Annotated in this window: 13 protein-coding genes; 4 read left to right on the plus strand and 9 right to left on the minus strand. The window is 61.6% G+C overall.

Annotation, left to right across the window (positions count from 1 at the left end; all coding sequences use genetic code 11):
* Positions 1-156: 156 nt before the first annotated feature.
* Entirely contained in the window at positions 157-1,521 is a 1,365-nt protein-coding gene (locus tag ACI5GA_RS28545) for an MFS transporter (RefSeq protein WP_421425557.1), read from the plus strand.
* A 79-nt stretch (positions 1,522-1,600) separates the two neighbouring features.
* On the opposite strand, the gene ACI5GA_RS28550 is transcribed toward ACI5GA_RS28545, so the two are convergent.
* Positions 1,601-3,157 carry a DUF2235 domain-containing protein gene (locus tag ACI5GA_RS28550; RefSeq protein WP_421425307.1) on the minus strand — a complete coding sequence of 519 codons (1,557 nt, stop codon included), beginning with the start codon at positions 3,155-3,157 and terminating at the stop codon, positions 1,601-1,603.
* A gap of 448 nt (positions 3,158-3,605) precedes the next feature.
* Between ACI5GA_RS28550 and ACI5GA_RS28555 the strand changes: the two genes are divergently transcribed.
* The gene (locus ACI5GA_RS28555) at positions 3,606-5,429 is read left to right on the plus strand and encodes an ABC transporter ATP-binding protein (RefSeq protein WP_404638148.1); all 1,824 of its coding nucleotides are present in this window, start codon (positions 3,606-3,608) and stop codon (positions 5,427-5,429) included.
* 46 nt (positions 5,430-5,475) lie between these two features.
* Here ACI5GA_RS28555 and ACI5GA_RS28560 read toward each other — a convergent pair whose 3' ends face one another.
* The 5 genes from ACI5GA_RS28560 to ACI5GA_RS28580 form a co-directional block, all read right to left on the minus strand.
* Positions 5,476-6,576 (minus strand): sigma-54 interaction domain-containing protein, encoded by a 1,101-nt coding sequence (locus tag ACI5GA_RS28560; protein ID WP_421425309.1) that lies wholly within the window; start codon positions 6,574-6,576, stop codon positions 5,476-5,478.
* Positions 6,577-6,584: 8 nt separating this feature from the next.
* A complete protein-coding gene (locus ACI5GA_RS28565; protein WP_421425311.1) occupies positions 6,585-7,772 on the minus strand; it encodes an acyl-CoA dehydrogenase family protein in 1,188 nt (395 codons plus the stop codon).
* Positions 7,773-7,982: 210 nt separating this feature from the next.
* Positions 7,983-8,384 (minus strand): ExbD/TolR family protein, encoded by a 402-nt coding sequence (locus ACI5GA_RS28570; protein WP_404638142.1) that lies wholly within the window; start codon positions 8,382-8,384, stop codon positions 7,983-7,985.
* A 1-nt stretch (position 8,385) separates the two neighbouring features.
* Positions 8,386-9,108 (minus strand): MotA/TolQ/ExbB proton channel family protein, encoded by a 723-nt coding sequence (locus ACI5GA_RS28575; RefSeq protein ID WP_421425314.1) that lies wholly within the window; start codon positions 9,106-9,108, stop codon positions 8,386-8,388.
* 87 nt (positions 9,109-9,195) lie between these two features.
* Entirely contained in the window at positions 9,196-9,993 is a 798-nt protein-coding gene (locus ACI5GA_RS28580) for an energy transducer TonB (protein ID WP_404638138.1), read from the minus strand.
* Positions 9,994-10,483: 490 nt separating this feature from the next.
* On the opposite strand from ACI5GA_RS28580, the gene ACI5GA_RS28585 reads away from it, so the two are divergent.
* Together ACI5GA_RS28585 and ACI5GA_RS28590 are read left to right on the plus strand one after the other, a co-directional pair.
* A complete protein-coding gene (locus ACI5GA_RS28585; protein WP_404638136.1) occupies positions 10,484-12,601 on the plus strand; it encodes a TonB-dependent receptor family protein in 2,118 nt (705 codons plus the stop codon).
* A gap of 65 nt (positions 12,602-12,666) precedes the next feature.
* The gene (locus tag ACI5GA_RS28590) at positions 12,667-13,272 is read left to right on the plus strand and encodes a histidine phosphatase family protein (protein ID WP_404638134.1); all 606 of its coding nucleotides are present in this window, start codon (positions 12,667-12,669) and stop codon (positions 13,270-13,272) included.
* On the opposite strand, the gene ACI5GA_RS28595 is transcribed toward ACI5GA_RS28590, so the two are convergent.
* The 3 genes from ACI5GA_RS28595 to ACI5GA_RS28605 all read right to left on the minus strand — a co-directional run bounded on the left by ACI5GA_RS28595 (position 13,269) and on the right by ACI5GA_RS28605 (position 16,659).
* Positions 13,269-14,315 carry an alpha/beta fold hydrolase gene (locus ACI5GA_RS28595; protein WP_421425318.1) on the minus strand — a complete coding sequence of 349 codons (1,047 nt, stop codon included), beginning with the start codon at positions 14,313-14,315 and terminating at the stop codon, positions 13,269-13,271. The two genes, ACI5GA_RS28590 and ACI5GA_RS28595, sit on opposite strands and share 4 nt — an antisense overlap.
* A gap of 227 nt (positions 14,316-14,542) precedes the next feature.
* Positions 14,543-15,517, minus strand: coding sequence for a GlxA family transcriptional regulator (locus ACI5GA_RS28600; RefSeq protein ID WP_404638130.1), 975 nt, complete (start codon positions 15,515-15,517; stop codon positions 14,543-14,545).
* Positions 15,518-15,759: 242 nt separating this feature from the next.
* On the minus strand, positions 15,760-16,659 hold the full coding sequence (locus ACI5GA_RS28605; protein ID WP_421425321.1) for a sensor histidine kinase: 900 nt from the start codon (positions 16,657-16,659) through the stop codon (positions 15,760-15,762).
* Positions 16,660-16,679 lie beyond the last annotated feature (20 nt).

The raw sequence follows: 16,679 nt of genomic DNA on the forward strand, positions 1-16,679 counted from the left end.
CAGGTGGTGCGCCCTGGCAGGACGGCTTCACCTGGAGCGGCAGCGTCCGCATCTGTTCGATTTCTGCGTAGATTTCATGCACCCATGGGTACTTATCAAGACGTTGTCACCAGCCCTGCGCAACCATTGCCCACCCCCCTCCAGTGCCGCATTCCGATGATCATCGGTTGCGCGTTGTTCATGGAGTTGATCGACGCTACCGCTGTGCTCACTGCATTGCCGCAAATGGCACGGGAATTCGGTGAGCCCAGTGTGCGAATGAATCTGGTGGTGTCGCTTTACCTGCTGGCAGTGGCGCTGTTCGTGCCGGTCAGTGGTTGGGCGGCGGATCGCTTCGGGCCCCGGCGCGTATTCGTCAGTGCCATCGTGCTGTTCACGTTGGCATCGGTGGCCTGTGCCTGTTCGACCTCGTTGCTGCAACTCTCGCTGGCGCGTCTGGCCCAAGGGGTCGCGGGCGCGATGATGGTGCCGGTGGGGCAGGTGATCCTGCTGCGCTGGTCCGCGCGGGAAAACCTGCTGCGAGCGATGTCCTACCTGACCATCCCGGCGCTGATAGGGCCGATTCTCGGTCCGCCATTAGGCGGGTTGCTGGTGACGCTGTTGTCCTGGCCATGGATCTTTCTGATCAACGTGCCCATCGGCGTGCTCGGGATCGGTTTGGTGGTGCGCTACATCCCCGACTATCCCGGCGCGCGTCATCGACCGCTGGATGTTCGCGGGCTACTGCTCAGTGCGATCGGGCTGGGTGGGCTGGTCTTCGGTTTCGAGGCCATTGGTCATGGCCTGTTGCCGCGCTACGGGTCGTTGGCGCTGGTGGGGTTGGGACTGCTCAGCGCGGTGCTGTACGTGCACCATGCCCGACGCGCAACGCATCCGTTGATTGATCTGTCGTTGTTGCGCATCCCCACGTTCAGCGTGAGTTTCTGGGGCGGTAACCTGATGCGCATTGGCAGCGCGTCACAACCGTTCCTGCTGGTGCTGCTGTTCCAACTCTGTTTTGGTCTCAATCCTTTGCAGGCCGGGCTGCTCAGTTTCGTCGGCGGGGCGGGGGCGTTTCTGATGAAGCTGCTGGCGGTGCGCATCGTCAGCCGTTTCGGGTTCAGACGGACCCTGATCGGCAACGCCGTGTTGACCGGTCTGACGCTGGCGGCCACAGGTCTGTTCGACATCACCACGCCGTACTGGGTGGTGATCGTGGTCCTGTTCATCAGTGGGGTGATTCGCTCGTTGCAATTCAGCACCCTGGGCGCGCTGACTTACGCCGACGTGCCTGCGCCGCAGTCCAGTGCCGCGAGCAGCCTCTCGGCCATGAGCATTCAACTGACCATGAGCCTCTCAGTGGGCGTGGCCGCGGCGCTGCTCAGCCTGATCATGGTGTGGCGTGAACACGCCGTCCTCACGGAGAGTGACATCGCACTGGTCATGGGATTGGCGGGCGTCTTGTGCGTGGCGTCGGCGCTGGTGTACCGCAGGCTTTCCGTCACCGCCGGATCGGCGGTTTACGCGTCGGGGGAGCGATGAGAATGAGGCGTTCACGCCGGGCAAGCGGACACATCGATGGGGTGGCCGCCGCCCACGCTATGGCATGAGGTGCTAAAGACTATTCCGGATAGCCTTTTTGTGGCCGATCCTCAAAAGTGACTCGGCGGTTGTTGGGTGCCGGTTTGCTGAAGTAATAAGGCCCGGTGTCCGCCCAATGCGCCGATTGATGGATGTATTGGCTGCGCAGCAGTGTTTCCTGGGAGGCACTCAGGGTCACGGGTTTTCCCGCAGTGACCTGTTGCAGCACGTGTGCAGCGATGGGTTTCAGATCCGCAGGCAGCGCAAAACGCGGGTCCGTTTCGGCGATGGCGGCAAACGGGACGCCATGGCGTACCCCCAGTTCGCGCATGACGCGCAGAGGGATCAAGGCCAGTTCGTGGCGCACCTGTCTTTCCATTCGCACGCAAATCCAATAGTCCTGACTGACCGAGCCCGACGCGCCACCTGCGCCCCCAGCTGCGCGCCAGGACTGAACCGTTACGCTGCCTGTCTGGGCGATTCCGGAGTCCCGGAGCCGCTTGGCTTGCGCCTGTGCCGTGGCCCATGCCTGGCTGGCCTGTACCGTCTCATCATCCCGGACGGTGGCGCGTACGGGTTGGGTCATCCACAGCTGCTCACGGGTCTGCGGGAGGTAACCACCGCCAATGTCCGCGTGGGCGCCGGGCAACACGATGGACTGATGGCTGGCGTGCACTTTATTCAGCGGGAAATTCAAGCGGTACTCGTCACGCGCGTGAAGATGAATGACTTTACGCGCGCAGCCCGGTGGCAGGTACAGGTTGATCCCGCGATTGATGTCGTTGCCGGGGCCGAAATCCCCGTGTGCCGGGTCCGAGATGGCGGCGACGGTGTCGAACAGCGCAATCAGGTTCATGCTCACGTCGGTCATCGCTGCTGGACCGAAGCGGCCAGCTTGAAGCATCGGTCTGAACGCTCCGTGCCCTGGTTTGAGCAATTCGTTGGCGCAGTGTCTGGCAGCGGCGGCGCCTCGGCTGAAGCCAAAAATATCGAACTCAACGCCTTTTATGACGGTGCCAGGGTGGTGTTTTCTGAAGGTCTCAACCTGCCGGGCAATCAGATCAGGTGCCCGCTTGACCTTGGCCAGTACACCGGTTTCGCCTTGCCCCAGTAGTTGCCCATTGACGGCGGAGTCCTGGCCGCCGCTGCGTGTGCCGATGCCGTCGACATAGGCCTTGAGATAGGCGATGGGCGTTCTGGTGTCGATCGGGCTTTTCGAATGGTCCGGGTACAGCTCGTACAAATGAACCACGTTGGTCGGCGCGCCGCCGTAGCTGGTGCCGGGTACCGAGTTGAAGCGGGTGCCGTCAAAATCACCGAAACCGTATTTCGAGCACGTTGTTTTGATATTTGCCAGCTCGCTTGCGCTGCATGACTTCAGGTCCAGCCGTCGGCACTGCGCCGTGGCAGCGACGTTGTCCCGATTGTTTCCGGTGCCATCGAAAAACAGGCCCAGGCGCAGAATGATACCCGGAGTTCTCAGCTCTTCTTCCTCTTCCTCTTCTTCTTCCCACGAGGTGTGATCGAGCGACAAATCGGGCAGGGGTAAAGGCGTGTCATGGCGTTTGTTGAACGCCGAAATGGGGGTCATAAACATGTTGCTCATCCTTGATAGTTGATCCAGCGCATCCGAGCGCTTTTTTTGCAAAGTTTCACGCCTCACACGTCAGTGAGGGCTTAGAAAAAATGAATGGAATCCGCCTGTTTTTCCAGAGCAATGACAGTGAAGAGGACGGTTCCTAATTGATATGAGGAGCTTTCCTACGTGAACGTCGCTGGAGTCATCGCTGTTGGGTTTGCGACAGGCAATGCACAGACGGTGTCGTCAACACCACTTTTCTTGTGCTGCTGACGGGCTAAAGCCGCAGAGACAGAGGGCTGCATCGCTGGCATGAATCCTGATTGAGCCGTGCAGACGCCCGAGGGACGCGTTCGTGGCGCCCCTGGAAGGGGCGTCGTATTTCATAGGGGCCAGCATCCGGTTGCTGGCCCCTCCTGCCTGAAAGCTGCGCGGCCACAGGCGTCATTCAGGAACCGTATCTGCCATGAGTTCGTCCTTTTCCTCTTTCGCTCCCCGTGATCGTCGATTGCGCAGCTGGAATGTCCAGCACCTGCCGACGAAGCCGGTGGCATTCGTGGGTTTTTTCATCGGTAATTTCAAAGGGTGGTACGTTGCCATTCTGTTGCTCCAGATCGCGGCGGTGATTTGCACGCTGCTGGTGCCCTGGGGCTTGGGGCAGATCACCCGCACGGTCACTAACGGCCTCGATGCCGGGCAGGCGTTTGTCGTGCTGCAATGGCCGCTCACGCTGTTTGCGGCGGTGCTGGTCTCCGAGGTGCTGTTCACCCGCGCGGCTGCCGGATGCCATATCCACGTATTGCCGTTGCAACGGCGCACCGTGACCCATGTGGTCTATGCCTACCTGCAACAACATTCCCACCGCTTCATCAGCAACGAATTCGCGGGCGCGCTGGCGCACCGGGTCTCGGAGGTGGCGCTAGGGGTCAACCAGACCCTGAGCATTCTGCTGTTCGACCTGATTCCGTTGCTGGTGACGCTGTCGCTGGCCACCGCGCTGTTGTGGACCGCATCGCCGCTGATGGCGGTGTTCATGGCGGGCTGGTCGGTGCTGTTCATTGTCGTCTGTTACTTGCTCGCACGGCGCAGTCATCCGCTGGCGCAGCAGTATTCAGCGGCCCGCAGCACCAGTTCCGGCAAGGTGGTGGACGCGGTGTCGAACCTGGCCAACATTCGCCTGTTCGCTCGGCATGCTTATGAACACACTTACCTGGGCAGCTTCCTCGACAAAGAGGTGGCGGCGGCCTATCGCTCGTTGGGCTACATGGAGAAGATTCGATGGTTTCAGACCGGCTGCGGCGTTCTGCTCAAGCTTGGTCTGCTGTTGCTGGCGTTGCAGTTGTGGCGCACGCAGCAGATCGACATCGCCGGTTTTGTAATGTCTACCAGCCTCTCGCTGCTGATCATCAGCGATGTGGGTAACCTGTCCCGGCGTTTTCTGGAATTCTTCGAGGCCACCGGCAATATTGCCAACGGGGTGCGCACGCTGATTCGCCCACACGAAGTGGTGGACCGGCCGGGCGCCAGGGCGTTGCAGGTCAAGCGTGGCGATATCGAGTTTCGCGATGTGGGTTTCGGTTACGGCGCTGATCAGACGATTTTTCAGCACTTGAACATCGTGATCCCGGCCGGGCAGAAGGTCGGTCTGGTGGGCGCGTCTGGGTCAGGCAAGTCGACCCTGCTCAGCCTGTTGCTGCGCTTGTACGACGTGCAAAAAGGCGAGGTGTTGATCGATGGTGTCGACGTGCGCAACGTCACCCAGCATTCACTGCACCAGCAGATTGGCCTTATTCCGCAGGAGCCGGGCCTCTTCCATCGCAGCATTCGGGAAAACATTCACTACGGACGTCTCGACGCGTCTCTGGACGAAGTCGCCGAAGCCATCCATCGAGCAGGGGCCAGTGAGTTCATCGACAGCATGGAGCAGGGTGATGAGTCGCTGGTTGGGGAGCGCGGCGTCAAGCTGTCGGGTGGCCAGCGGCAGCGCATCGCCATTGCCCGGGTGTTGCTGAAGAACGCACCGATTCTGGTGATGGACGAGGCAACGTCGAGTCTGGATTCGATCACCGAGCGCTTCATTCAGGACAAACTGGACGAAATCATGGAAGACAAAACGGTGCTGGTGGTCGCGCACCGGTTGTCGACGGTGGCGCATCTGGACCGGATTCTGGTGTTCGACAAAGGCCGGGTGGTCGAGGACGGCACGCACGAGCAGTTGTTGCGTCTGGGTGGTCAGTATGCGCGGCTGTGGAATCAGCAATTCAGCGATGAGCTGGGTGAGGCGGTCTGAGGTCGGAGGGAAAGGCGCGGTGTGCCCGTCACACCGCGTTTGAGGGTCAGATCGACAGGTGCAGCACGCGCTCGTCGGCGGTCGTCTGATGGGGGCGGCGCTTGTTGACCTTGAGTTCACCCAGGTTGATCAGCAGCGTGCGCGTCACATTGCGGCTCAGGCCCAGCAGCTCGGCGGTGTGCACCTGATTGTGATGACAGAACTTGTAGGCCGCGCTGAGCAGCGTGCGTTCGACGTGTTCGTGCAAATGCTCGATCTGTTCTTCGAACAATTGTTGCAGGGCGGTCTCGAGAAGGCCCAGTCCCGACTGATTGGCGGGCAGCGTGTCTTCGTGACGCTCCAGGCGCAGGTTAGACAAGCGCAAGTCATCGCTGTGAATCACTCCGTCACGGCAGATCAGCAGGGTGTGATGAATCACGTTTTCCAGTTCCCGGATGTTGCCTGGCCAAGTGTAGGTTTCCAGCTTGTGCGCAGCGTCCGGGTTCAGGCGGATCTCGCCGTAGTTCAGGCGTTTGCTGTAGCTGGCGATGAAGTGCCGCACCAGTGGAAGGATGTCGCCTGGGCTGTCCCTCAGCGGGCTGAGTTCCAGATTGACCACGTTGAGGCGATAGAACAGGTCTTCACGGAAGTGTCCGGCATTGATCGCCTTTTCCAGTTGCACGTTGGTCGCGGCCAGCACGCGGACGTTGATTGGAATGCTCTTGCGCGAGCCCAGTCTGACCACTTCGCGTTCTTGCAGTACGCGCAGCAGCTTGACTTGGATCGACATCGGCAGGTCGCCGATTTCATCGAGGAACAGGGTGCCGCCATTGGCTTCCTCAAACCAGCCTGCCTTGGCACTCAAAGCGCCGGTGAAGGCGCCTTTCTCATGGCCAAACAGTTCGGCCTCGACCAGCGATTCGGAAAACGCGCCGCAGTTGACGGCCACGAAGGGTTGGGCCTTGCGTGCGCTGAGGTTGTGAACGTGGCGTGCTACCAGTTCTTTGCCGGTGCCGGTTTCGCCGATGATCAGGACGCTGGCCTCGCTTGGGGCGATCTGTTGCAAGTGGCGCAGCAGGGCCTGGGATTTGGGGTCTTCGAAAACTTGCGCGGTGGCGCGGATCGAGGTGGCCAGCGCGGGCGAGGGCGGTAAGGTCAGCAGTTGCATGATGATCCCTATGAATAAAAGGTCGGGATGGGCGAGGTGCGGTTCAGTGCCCAGTCCCCCAGTTCATGGAGTTTGTAATCGAGCGGGTCATGCAGGCTCTGGGTGCGCAGGTTGCGCCAGTGCCTGTCGAGGGCCACGGAAGCGTGGGTGGCGCGGGCGCCGGTGACCTCGAAGACCTTGCTACAAAGTTCCAGGCCATGACGGCTGGCCGCGACTTTGGCGGTGGCGATGGCAATGGCGACTTCGCCGCGTTCTTCCGAAGTCAGTGCCGATTCCTTGGCCCAGGCGTCGTCAAGCAGGCGTCCGGCGCGTTCGATCAGCAGCCGCGTGCTTTCCAGCGCGACCCAGAACTCCCCGTAATGACTGAGCACATACGGGTCCTGCGTGTTGTCCGAGACCCCGGAGCGAAACCACGGGCGGGTTTCTTCCCGGGTGTACTTTCGCGCTTCCTCAAATGCGCCTTCGGCGATGCCAAGGAAGATGTTGGCGAAGTGCAGTTGCGCGATCAGTGGGCGCAGGCACGCGAACGGTGTGCTCAGCGGGCCGGGGTCCAGCAACAGGTCAGACTCTTCGACGCGCACCCGTTTGAAGGTCACGCTGCCACTGTCGGTCTGGCGCTGGCCCATGTTGTACCAGTCGTTGTGCAGGGTAATGCCGCTGCGTGCACTGGGGATCGCGGCGATCAGCAGCTTGCCGCCCGCCGCTTCATCCACCGCTGAGGCGATGAGCATTTCCGAATCGTTGGCGCCGGAGCAGAAGCTCTTTTGCCCGGAAAATTCGCGCCAGCCGTTGCGCCCCTTGACCACGGTGCGGGTGTCCAGCGGGTTGAGCGTGTTGCCCCAGAACCAGTTGTGGCTGGCGGTGAGCTTGAACCAGGTCTGCCACTGCGAGGGTTTGGCGAACAGGCGAACGGTGGCCAGCATCAGGTGGTGAAAGCCGAAAACGTGCGCGATGGAGCTGTCGACCCGGGCGAACTCGCGGATGACCTCGAACGTTTCCGACCAGTTGGCGCCCAACCCGCCGAACGGGCCGGGAATGCTCAGGGCCAGCAGGCCGCTATGGCGCAGCCGGTCTCTCTCTACCTTGGGTGTACCGCCCAAGGCGTCGCGGTCGACGGCAGTGCGGGCAAACTCGCTCGCCAGCTCACGAGCGATGTCCAGTGGCGCCTTGCGGGCGTTGAGATAGGTGACAGTCACGGGGATACCTCTTCCTTGGGGTGGACACAGCCCGGCCGCTCGCCGCTAACCTGTGGGAGCCGGCTTGCTGGCGAGGGCATTCTGTCAGGCGATACATTCGTCGCTGACCCTAAGCCTTCGCCAGCAAGTCGGCTCCCACAGGTTCGGCGTCGAACAAAAGGCTTAGGTCCGGCACGGTCATTGTGGGAGGCAACAGGTTGGTGTTGCTCTCTACTTCGCAGTAATCACCGACAGCTTGGTAATCCCGGCCTTCTCGATGGAGGCCATGGCCCGGGCCACTTCGCCGTAATTCACGCCGTTGTCGGCCTGCAATTGCACGCGCACGTCAGCGTTCTTTTCCTTGGCGGCCTTGAGGTTGGTTTCCAGCAGATCCGGCTGGATTTCGTCCTTGTTGATGAACAGTTTGCCCTGATCGTCGATGCTCACTACCAGCGGGTCTTTTTGCTCCACCGGGGCGACCGATTCGGTCTTGGGCAGGTTGATCGGGATCGAGTTGGTCAAAAGCGGGGCGGTGACGATGAACACCACCAGCAGCACCAGCATCACGTCCACCAACGGCGTGACGTTGATTTCGCTCAGCACTTCATCACTGTCTTGGGTCGAGAAGGCCATATCAGGACGCCTCCTTCACTTTCTGACCCGAGCCGGTCGCGCCGGATTTGAGCACCGGGTGCAGCAGCACACGGAAGGCGTTTTTCTGCGCCAGGCTGTAGAAGTCGTGGGCGAAATCGTCCAGATCGGCGGCGGTCAGTTTCAAACGGCGCAGGTAATAGTTGTACACCAGCACCGCAGGCACCGCGACGGCGATCCCGACGCCCGTGGCCACCAGGGCTGCACCAATGGGACCGGCCACGGTTTCCAGGCTCGCCGAACCCGCAGCGCTGATGCCCTTGAGCGCCGACATAATGCCCCAGACCGTGCCGAACAGGCCGATGAAGGGCGAGGTGCTGCCGATACTGGCGAGGATCGCCAGGCCCGTTTCCAGCGAACGGCGCTCACGCACGATTTGCTGACGCAGCGCCCGCTCAAGACGGTCCTGATGATTGATCGAATGCGCCAGGTCGGTGGCTTGAGTGCCCTCAGGCACCTGAATGGCGGCATAGCCGGCCAGGGCTACACGGGCAGCGGCGCCCGGTTGGGTCTGCGCCAGTTCAGCGGCCGAGTCCAGGCTGGAAGCGGCCCAGAAATGCTTGTGGAATTTCTTGTCCTGCCCTTTGAGGCGGGCGAACTGTACGCCTTTGAGCAGGGCCAGGCCCCAAGTGGCGACGGAAAAGACGATCAACAACCAGATGACCGCGTGCTCAATGGATTCAAAAGGCGAAGCGATAAGGCTCATGTGAGGCACTCCAACAAGGCATGAAAATCGTTGTAGCGATGCGCCTTTGGTCAGGTAGCCCGCGATGTGATGAATCGGTGTCAGGGGTTACTGCAATTTGAAGTCGATCGGCACGCTGACCCAGCCATCGACCGGGGTATCGCCCTGTTTCGCGGGGGCGAAACTCCAGCGCTTCACGGCGGCCAGTGCGGCATCGTCGAGTTGATCGCGACCGCTGCTTTTCTGGATCTGCACCTCACCCGGCTTGCCGCTGGCGAGCACGTGGACCCGCAACAGCACGGTACCTTCCCAGTTGCGACGCATGGCCAGTGCCGGGTACTCCGGTGCCGGGTTATGCAGATAACCGGCATTGGCCGAGGCCGGAGTGACCGGGGCAGGGGCTGGCGGTGCAGGCGGCGCCGGGGCGGCCACCGGCTGTGGTGGTGCTGGCGGTTGCTCGACCGGTTTGGGCGCAGGTTTAGGCACCGGTTTTGCCACTTTCGGCTTGGGTTTGGGCAGCGGCTTGGGCGGTGGTTTGGCGGCCAGTTCGTCCTCGACGGGCGGTGGCGGTTCCTCGGGCTGCACCACAGGCTCGGGCGGCGGTGGCTCCACCACCGGGGGCGCGGGTTGGGAAAACTCGATGGTCATCGGCGGGATTTCCGGTGGCACCACGGGCAACGGCGGCGTCGAACTGCTGTTGACCCAGTAGATCACTGCCCCGTGCAAGACCAGGGCGAACACCCCCAGTAGAACGCCTTCGCGACGACTCAGAATGCGCCGGGGCGTGGTGTGCAGCCGCGACAGCGCCAGCGGGCCTCGGTAGACCCGACCCAGATCGAGCAACTCGCCGCCCGGCGCCTGGCGCCAGAGCACATCCAGTGCGCTCGCTGTTTGGGCATTGGCCATTGATTGACTCCTGCTGTTATACAAAACCGGAACACTTGTTCCGTGAACGTTATCAATGAGGCGCATGAGCAATTGAATCAGCGCCGACAGGTGACATCAGGAAGGGGAGCAAGAGCCATACCAACTAATGAACGCCTGTAAAACTGGCTTAATACCACGAGTTTCAATGGTTTTAATTGTGAGAGAGGTACTTTTTGTTTCTCAACTGTTGTTCGATAAACAGTGGCTGTTATGACCCTCTTTGATCTGGCTATAACAGGCGGGCGGTGTGTCTGGCACAGGTATTTCAACGGTCTGCGAAGAGCGCGTGTGCAGTGTTGATATCTGAACAGTGGGCAAGCAAAGTGTCGTTGCGATACGACGTTATTGAGGCGGTGTTCTCCGAAAACCGGCCAATAACGCGTGGCACGAACCCTGCTAAGTGGGTTCAGAGCGCGACTATACGAATAGATGCTCCCACTTATTGATTAACGCAGGAGCAGGAAAGTCGATGCTGCAAAAGTTTGAATTACGTGCTCGCCGTTTTGAATCACTGACCACCGCTTCCAGCCTTGGCATTTTGTTGATGCTGGTTCATGGAGTGGCGCTGGCCGCCGATGATTCGACCGCACAGGACCCACGTCTGGCCACCGTCACGGTGACCGGTGCACAGGCCAGCGAAGCGCAAAAGGCCGAAAAGCAATTGGCCAAGGTGCCGGGCAAGACTGCCGTGATCGACAACCATGAGATCGAACGGGGTCGTGCATCCAACGCCGAAGACGTACTGGCCCTGCAGCCCGGCGTGTTCGCGCAGGCCACCAGTGGCTCGGCGGCGAACAAGATCTCGATTCGCGGATCGGGGCTGAACACCTTCTATCAAGGCTATGTGCTGGGCATCAAATTCCTCTTCGACGGCCTGCCGCTGACCGGCCCCGGCGGTACGCAGGAAGACATGCTGGACATGGCCGGGGTCGATCACACTGAAGTGCTGTACGGCGCCAACGCGTTCAACTATTCGGCGCTGTCCCTGGGTGGCGCGATCAACTTCGTCAGCAAGACCGGCCGCACCGACCCTGGCAACTATGCGCGGTTCGAGGCCGGCAGTTACGGCTATCGCAAACAGGTGCTGAGTACCGGGGGCGTGGAGGGCAATGCCGATTACTACGTCAGCGTGCAACACAACGAGCGCGACGGTTATCAGGACGACACCGAAAACAAAGGGCAGGGCATCGTGGCCAACTTCGGTTACGTGTTCAACCCGAAACTGGAAACCCGGTTCTTCTTGCGTTATCGCGAAGAAACTCTGAGCCAGGGCAACACGCTGACCAAGTATCAGATCAAACACGACCCCACCAGCAACGCAGTACCCTTTGGCCGCAAGAAGGACGGCACCACGCTGCTGGGCAGCAAGACCACCTACACCTTCGATGACAACGCCAAACTGGAAGTGGGACTGGGCTACAACGACTACCCGTTGTACAACGGCTGGCGTTACTCGGCGACCCCTCAGGACTGGCGCTCCAAGGACATCAACCTGACCCTGCGCTACCTGCGTACCGGCGACACCTTTCTGGGGCTGAACAGCGACAGCACGGTCACCTTCAGCACCACCCGTGCTTACCTCGCGGATGTGAAATCCCACAGCAAGGCGACCCACATCAAGCAGCAGGAAACCGACTACACCGGCTCTCGCGACACGGTCTTCTCGCTGGGCAACGAGTTGCAATTGACCGACAACCTCTGGCTGTCCTCAGGGCTGTCGTTCATCGACATCAAGCGTAAGGCCAACATCGAATACACCACCGGGACCAACACCACCGCGTTCCCCAATGGCGTCGAGTACGAAGAGCACGACCTCGCACCGCGCATCGGTCTGCGTTACAAGCTGAACCCCGAGTTCGAACTGTTCGGCAACGTCAGCCGCTCCATCGACCCTCCGGTGACCTGGCAACTGGGCAGCACCGGCACGCCTTACATTCGTGACGTTCGCCCGCAAAAGGCCAACACCGTGGAATTCGGTATCCGCGGCGGGCACGGCATTTTCGATGGCAGCCTGACGCTGTACCGCTCGTGGGTGCAGAAGGAGCTGCTGTCGGTGGTCGTGCGCCAGGCCACGGCCACTCAGGACCAACTGGTGGCCACCTCCAACGGCAGCCCGACGATTCATCAGGGCATCGAAGCGGGTCTGAATGCCTTGCTGTGGGAAGGACAGGGCGGCGACACCGTGACGCTGCGTCAGGCCTACACCTACAACGACTTCCACTACCGCCACGACGCCACCTTTGGCGACAACGAACTGCCCGGCCTGCCGCGCCAGGTCTATCAGGCTGAACTGGAGTACCGTCAGGCCAGCGGTTTCTACGCGCAACTCAACGCCCGGGCGGCATCCAGTTACTACGTGGACTTCGCCAACTCCCTGTCCGCGTCGTCCTACACCTTGTGGGGTGCGAAATTCGGCTATGAAGCGCCGAGCAAGAAGTGGGAAGTGTTCGTCGATGCACGCAACCTCACCAACGAACGCTACGCCACCGCCACCAACACGGCGTACGACGCGAAGGGGCAGGATTCGGCGAATTTCTACCCGGGGGACCCGATCAACGTGACCACGGGCGTTTCATTCCGGTTCTGACCCGTTGACGGGCCTGCCGATGTGGCAGGCTTGCGCCACAGGACCCGTTTGTCAGGAGACCTCACATGCGCTTGTACCTCGTACGCCACGGCCAGACCCAAGCCAATGCCGAGCACCGTTACTTGGGTTCGCTCGACCCGGAACTGACCTCCACCGGCCGCGAACAGGCGGCCGCGTTGCGCCTTGAACTGCCGGATGCCATCGACGGCATCGTGGTGTCACCGCTGCGCCGAGCGCGACAGACGGCGCAAATCATCAATTACCGGTTGAACCTGCCCTTGCAGGTGAACGAGGCCTTTCGGGAGCGCAATGTCGGGGTGTTCGAAGGATTGAATCAATCCGAAGCGCGGGCGCTGTACCCCGACCTCTGGCAACGGAACATCACCCGCCAATGGCACGTCGGCCCGCCCCAGGGCGAGTCCATCGCCGAGACCGTGGTACGTGTGCATCAGGGGTTGCAGGGCCTGGTGCAGCGGGCCTCGGGGCAGGACGTGTTACTGGTCGGGCATGGCTTTGTGTCCAAGACCGTGCGCGCGCTGATTCGCCAGGATTTCTCCGACTTCTTCGACTGGCAACTGGGTAATGGCCACTGGCTGGTGCTGGAGAATGTCGAGCGGATTCTCGGGTATGGGGTGCCGGGGCAGGATCCGCTGCCCCGTGTCACGGGTTAAAGATGATCCGCGTCGATCACCGCCTGGGCGAACGCTTGCGGGGCCTCTTGCGGCAGGTTGTGGCCGACGCCGCCGTTGATCAGGCGGAACTCGTATCTGCCGGTGAAGCGTTTGGCGTAGTCCTCCGGCGCCGGGTGCGGTGCGCCGTTGGCGTCGCCCTCCAGGGTGATGGTCGGCACGCTGATGGACGGCGCGATGGCCAGTTTCTGTTCCAGTGCGTCGTAGCGGGATTCGCCCTGCACCAGGCCCAGACGCCAGCGGTAGTTGAACACGGTGATGTCGACGTGATCGGGGTTTTCCAGCGCCTTGGCGCTGCGGTCATAGGTCGCGTCGTCGAATGCCCACTTCGGTGATGCGGTCTGCCAGATCAGCTTGGCGAAGTCGTGGGTGTTCTTTTCGTACCCTGCGCGGCCACGATCGGTGGCGAAGTAGAACTGATACCACCATTGCAGTTCGGCCTTGGGTGGTAGCGGGTTTTTCCCGGCAGCCTGATTACCGATCAGGTAACCGCTGACCGAGACCAGTGCCTTGACCCGCTCTGGCCACAGTGCCGAGACGATGTCCGCCGAGCGTGCGCCCCAGTCGTAGCCACCGAGCACGGCGGTCTTGATCTTCAAGGCGTCCATGAAGTCGATGACATCGCTCGCCAGCGCCGCAGGCTGGCCATTGCGCAGGGTTTTGTCGGAGAGAAAACGGGTGTCGCCGTAGCCGCGGGCGTAAGGCATCAGCACGCGATAGCCCTTGGCGGCGAGCAGAGGCGCGACGTCGTCGTAGCTGTGAATGTCGTAAGGCCAGCCGTGCAGGAGGATCACCACCGGGCCGTCGGCAGGGCCGGTTTCGGCGTAGGCCACGTCCAGCAGCCCGGCATTGATGTGTTTCAACGGGCCAAAGGGCGAGGGCGCTGCATGGCTGACGGCTGGCGCCGCCGTGTCCTGCGCGTGGGCCACTTCCACCGCGCCCAACAGACCCAATGCGAGTAGCGAGGCGCTGACAATCCGGCGTGGCTGAAGGCGGGGGCTGTGAGGGTGTCCAGGCAGTTTCATGGTGGCGTCTCCGTGCATGTCAATGGGCGAGGGATCAGGCTGATCCCCCTCGAACCTTGCGTGCATTTCAACGCGATCACGTATCTGTGGTGTGTCTCGCAGGCCTGAAGTTGCAACGCTGCGTATCCGGAGCAGGCCCGGATACACAGGGATACAAAATCTGGTCGGGTGTTGCGCTGATCCGTTTCGCCTCAGGCTACCGGGTACGGAGCGACCCCTCGGGCGCGTTATTCCCCGCCGAACTGCTGTCGATACTGATTGGGCGACAACCCGATGCGTTCGCTGAACACTTTGCGCATGTGCCGTGCGCTGCCAAAACCGCAGCGGGAGGCAAGGACCTTGAGCGGCACGTCACAGGTTTCGAGCAACTTGCGGGCGTGGTCGATACGGGCGTTCTGCACGTATTGCATCGGCGTCATACTGACTTCGCGCTGGAAGGCGCGGGCGAAGTTACGCGGACTCATGGCGGCAATCTCGGCCATGCGTGAAATGGTGTAAGTCTGCTCGATGTGGTCGACGATGTGGGCCTGTACTTTCGCAACGGCACTGCCGTCGCGCGGCACCGCCGCCAGCAGCGGGCTATAGGGCGTCTGGCCGCCTTGGCGCTTCATCACCACCAGCAGCACCTTGGCCACTTCCAGCGCGATGTCCTTGCCGTGGTCTTCGGCGACCACCGCCAGCGCCATGTCGATCCCGGCGGTAATGCCACCCGAAGTGATCAGGTTGCGGTCCACCACATAAATCTGTTCGGTCTCCACCCGTGCTTCGGGAAAACGCTGCGACAGCCGCTCGACGTAATTCCAGTGCGTGGTGCAGCGATAGCCATCGATTAGCCCGGCCTCGGCCAGCAGAAAAATCCCGGTGCAGATCGCCCCGAAACGATTCGCGCGGCGGGCGGCGTCGGGCAGCCACGCGTTCAGGGCCGGATGCCCGACGCCGTACGCGCCAGGACCGCCGGGCACCAGCAGCAGGTCGATGTCGCAGGGGCAGTCTTCAAGCCGGAAATCGGCCTGCACCTTCAACCCGGATGAACTGCGCACCAGCCCCGGCCGTTCCGAAACGGTGAGCAAGTGGTAGTGCTTTTCCCTGGGGAGCAAGCGATTGGTGATGGAGAACACGTCCATGGGGCCGGTCACGTCGAGCATCAGCACGTCGTTGAACAGCACCATCACCACTGTTTTATGAGCCTTGGGACCTTGCATGCCTCAATCGCCTTCTGTCTGGCCCGAGCGGGCCCACACCGTTTACAAGGCGGCAGTTTAGGGCAAGTGAGTGTCGTTTCGGTACAGATTGGGAAGGAATTTACGGTGCAGATGAGCGGAAGGTGAAGCACATCCCTTAGCCGCATGGCTTGCCTGCGGCAGCGATCTTGCGGACGCCACCAAGTCGGACTGCGACACGGTGAACGATGATTGTGCAGACGCCACCGCTGGCAAGCCGGTTCCTATAATGGGGTGCGCGTGTCGCTCGCCGCACACCCCATCGGCAATTGGAACCGGATCATCGCGCCGCCCAGTTCGGACGCCTCGGCGTAGAGGTTGCCTTTGTGGGCCTCGATCACCGAGCGGCAAATGGTCAGGCCCATGCCCAGGCCGCTGGTCTTGGTGGTGTAGAAGGCGTCGAAGATCTGTTGCCGGGCCTCGACCGGAATGCCGGGGCCATTGTCTTCGACGGACACTTGCACGCCGTCGCGCAGGGATTTTGAAGACACCCGCAGAACCCCGCCCGTCGAACGGTGGGCGCCCACCGCTTCCATGGCATTGGCGATCAGGTTGAACACCAACTGCTGGATCTGTACCGGGTCGGCGATGACCGGGTGCTCGGCGTGCAGCTCGATGTCGAGGGTGATGTTGTGATGCGACAACGACGGGGTATGCAGCCGGGCAGCCTCAAGGATTACCTCGTTCACATCGACCGCTTGCGGCGCGGAGGTGGACTGTTTGGCCAGCGCCCGCAGCGCAGCGACGATCCCGGCCGCGCGCTCGCAGTCCTTGCGGATGTCACTCAGGCCATCGATCGCTTCATCGAGGTTGGGGGTGTCCCGCTGCAACCAGCGCACACATGCTGCGGCGTTGGACGCGATGGCCAGCAGCGGCTGGCAGATCTCATGGGCGATGGACACCGTCAGTTCACCCATGACTTTCAAATGGGCGTTGCGTGCAGTCTCGGCTTGCGTGCAGGGCAGCGGTGTTGGGGCGGGCGCCGTGAGGCGGTGAGATCGAAGTTCCAGCACGCCCAGCCGCTGGGGGGCGCCGGGGGACAACAGCGGGACGATGGCGATGCCGCTGTGAGGATCGGGTGACAAGTGCCAGCTCGGCACGTCTGCCCGCGGTAACGGGGACATGTCGTGGTACTCACACCAAG

This window comes from Pseudomonas sp. Pseu.R1 (genome assembly GCF_045764065.1).
Lineage (GTDB): Bacteria > Pseudomonadota > Gammaproteobacteria > Pseudomonadales > Pseudomonadaceae > Aquipseudomonas.

What these genes read in the sequence shown, in the direction of transcription:
- ACI5GA_RS28545 (WP_421425557.1), top strand. Translation starts at nt 157, where the DNA reads ATGATCATCGGTTGCGCGTTGTTCATGGAGTTGATCGACGCTACCGCT.
- ACI5GA_RS28550 (WP_421425307.1), bottom strand. Translation starts at nt 3,157, where the DNA reads ATGTTTATGACCCCCATTTCGGCGTTCAACAAACGCCATGACACGCCT.
- ACI5GA_RS28555 (WP_404638148.1), top strand. Translation starts at nt 3,606, where the DNA reads ATGAGTTCGTCCTTTTCCTCTTTCGCTCCCCGTGATCGTCGATTGCGC.
- ACI5GA_RS28560 (WP_421425309.1), bottom strand. Translation starts at nt 6,576, where the DNA reads ATGCAACTGCTGACCTTACCGCCCTCGCCCGCGCTGGCCACCTCGATC.
- ACI5GA_RS28570 (WP_404638142.1), bottom strand. Translation starts at nt 8,384, where the DNA reads ATGGCCTTCTCGACCCAAGACAGTGATGAAGTGCTGAGCGAAATCAAC.
- ACI5GA_RS28575 (WP_421425314.1), bottom strand. Translation starts at nt 9,108, where the DNA reads ATGAGCCTTATCGCTTCGCCTTTTGAATCCATTGAGCACGCGGTCATC.
- ACI5GA_RS28580 (WP_404638138.1), bottom strand. Translation starts at nt 9,993, where the DNA reads ATGGCCAATGCCCAAACAGCGAGCGCACTGGATGTGCTCTGGCGCCAG.
- ACI5GA_RS28585 (WP_404638136.1), top strand. Translation starts at nt 10,484, where the DNA reads ATGCTGCAAAAGTTTGAATTACGTGCTCGCCGTTTTGAATCACTGACC.
- ACI5GA_RS28590 (WP_404638134.1), top strand. Translation starts at nt 12,667, where the DNA reads ATGCGCTTGTACCTCGTACGCCACGGCCAGACCCAAGCCAATGCCGAG.
- ACI5GA_RS28595 (WP_421425318.1), bottom strand. Translation starts at nt 14,315, where the DNA reads ATGAAACTGCCTGGACACCCTCACAGCCCCCGCCTTCAGCCACGCCGG.
- ACI5GA_RS28600 (WP_404638130.1), bottom strand. Translation starts at nt 15,517, where the DNA reads ATGCAAGGTCCCAAGGCTCATAAAACAGTGGTGATGGTGCTGTTCAAC.
- ACI5GA_RS28605 (WP_421425321.1), bottom strand. Translation starts at nt 16,659, where the DNA reads ATGTCCCCGTTACCGCGGGCAGACGTGCCGAGCTGGCACTTGTCACCC.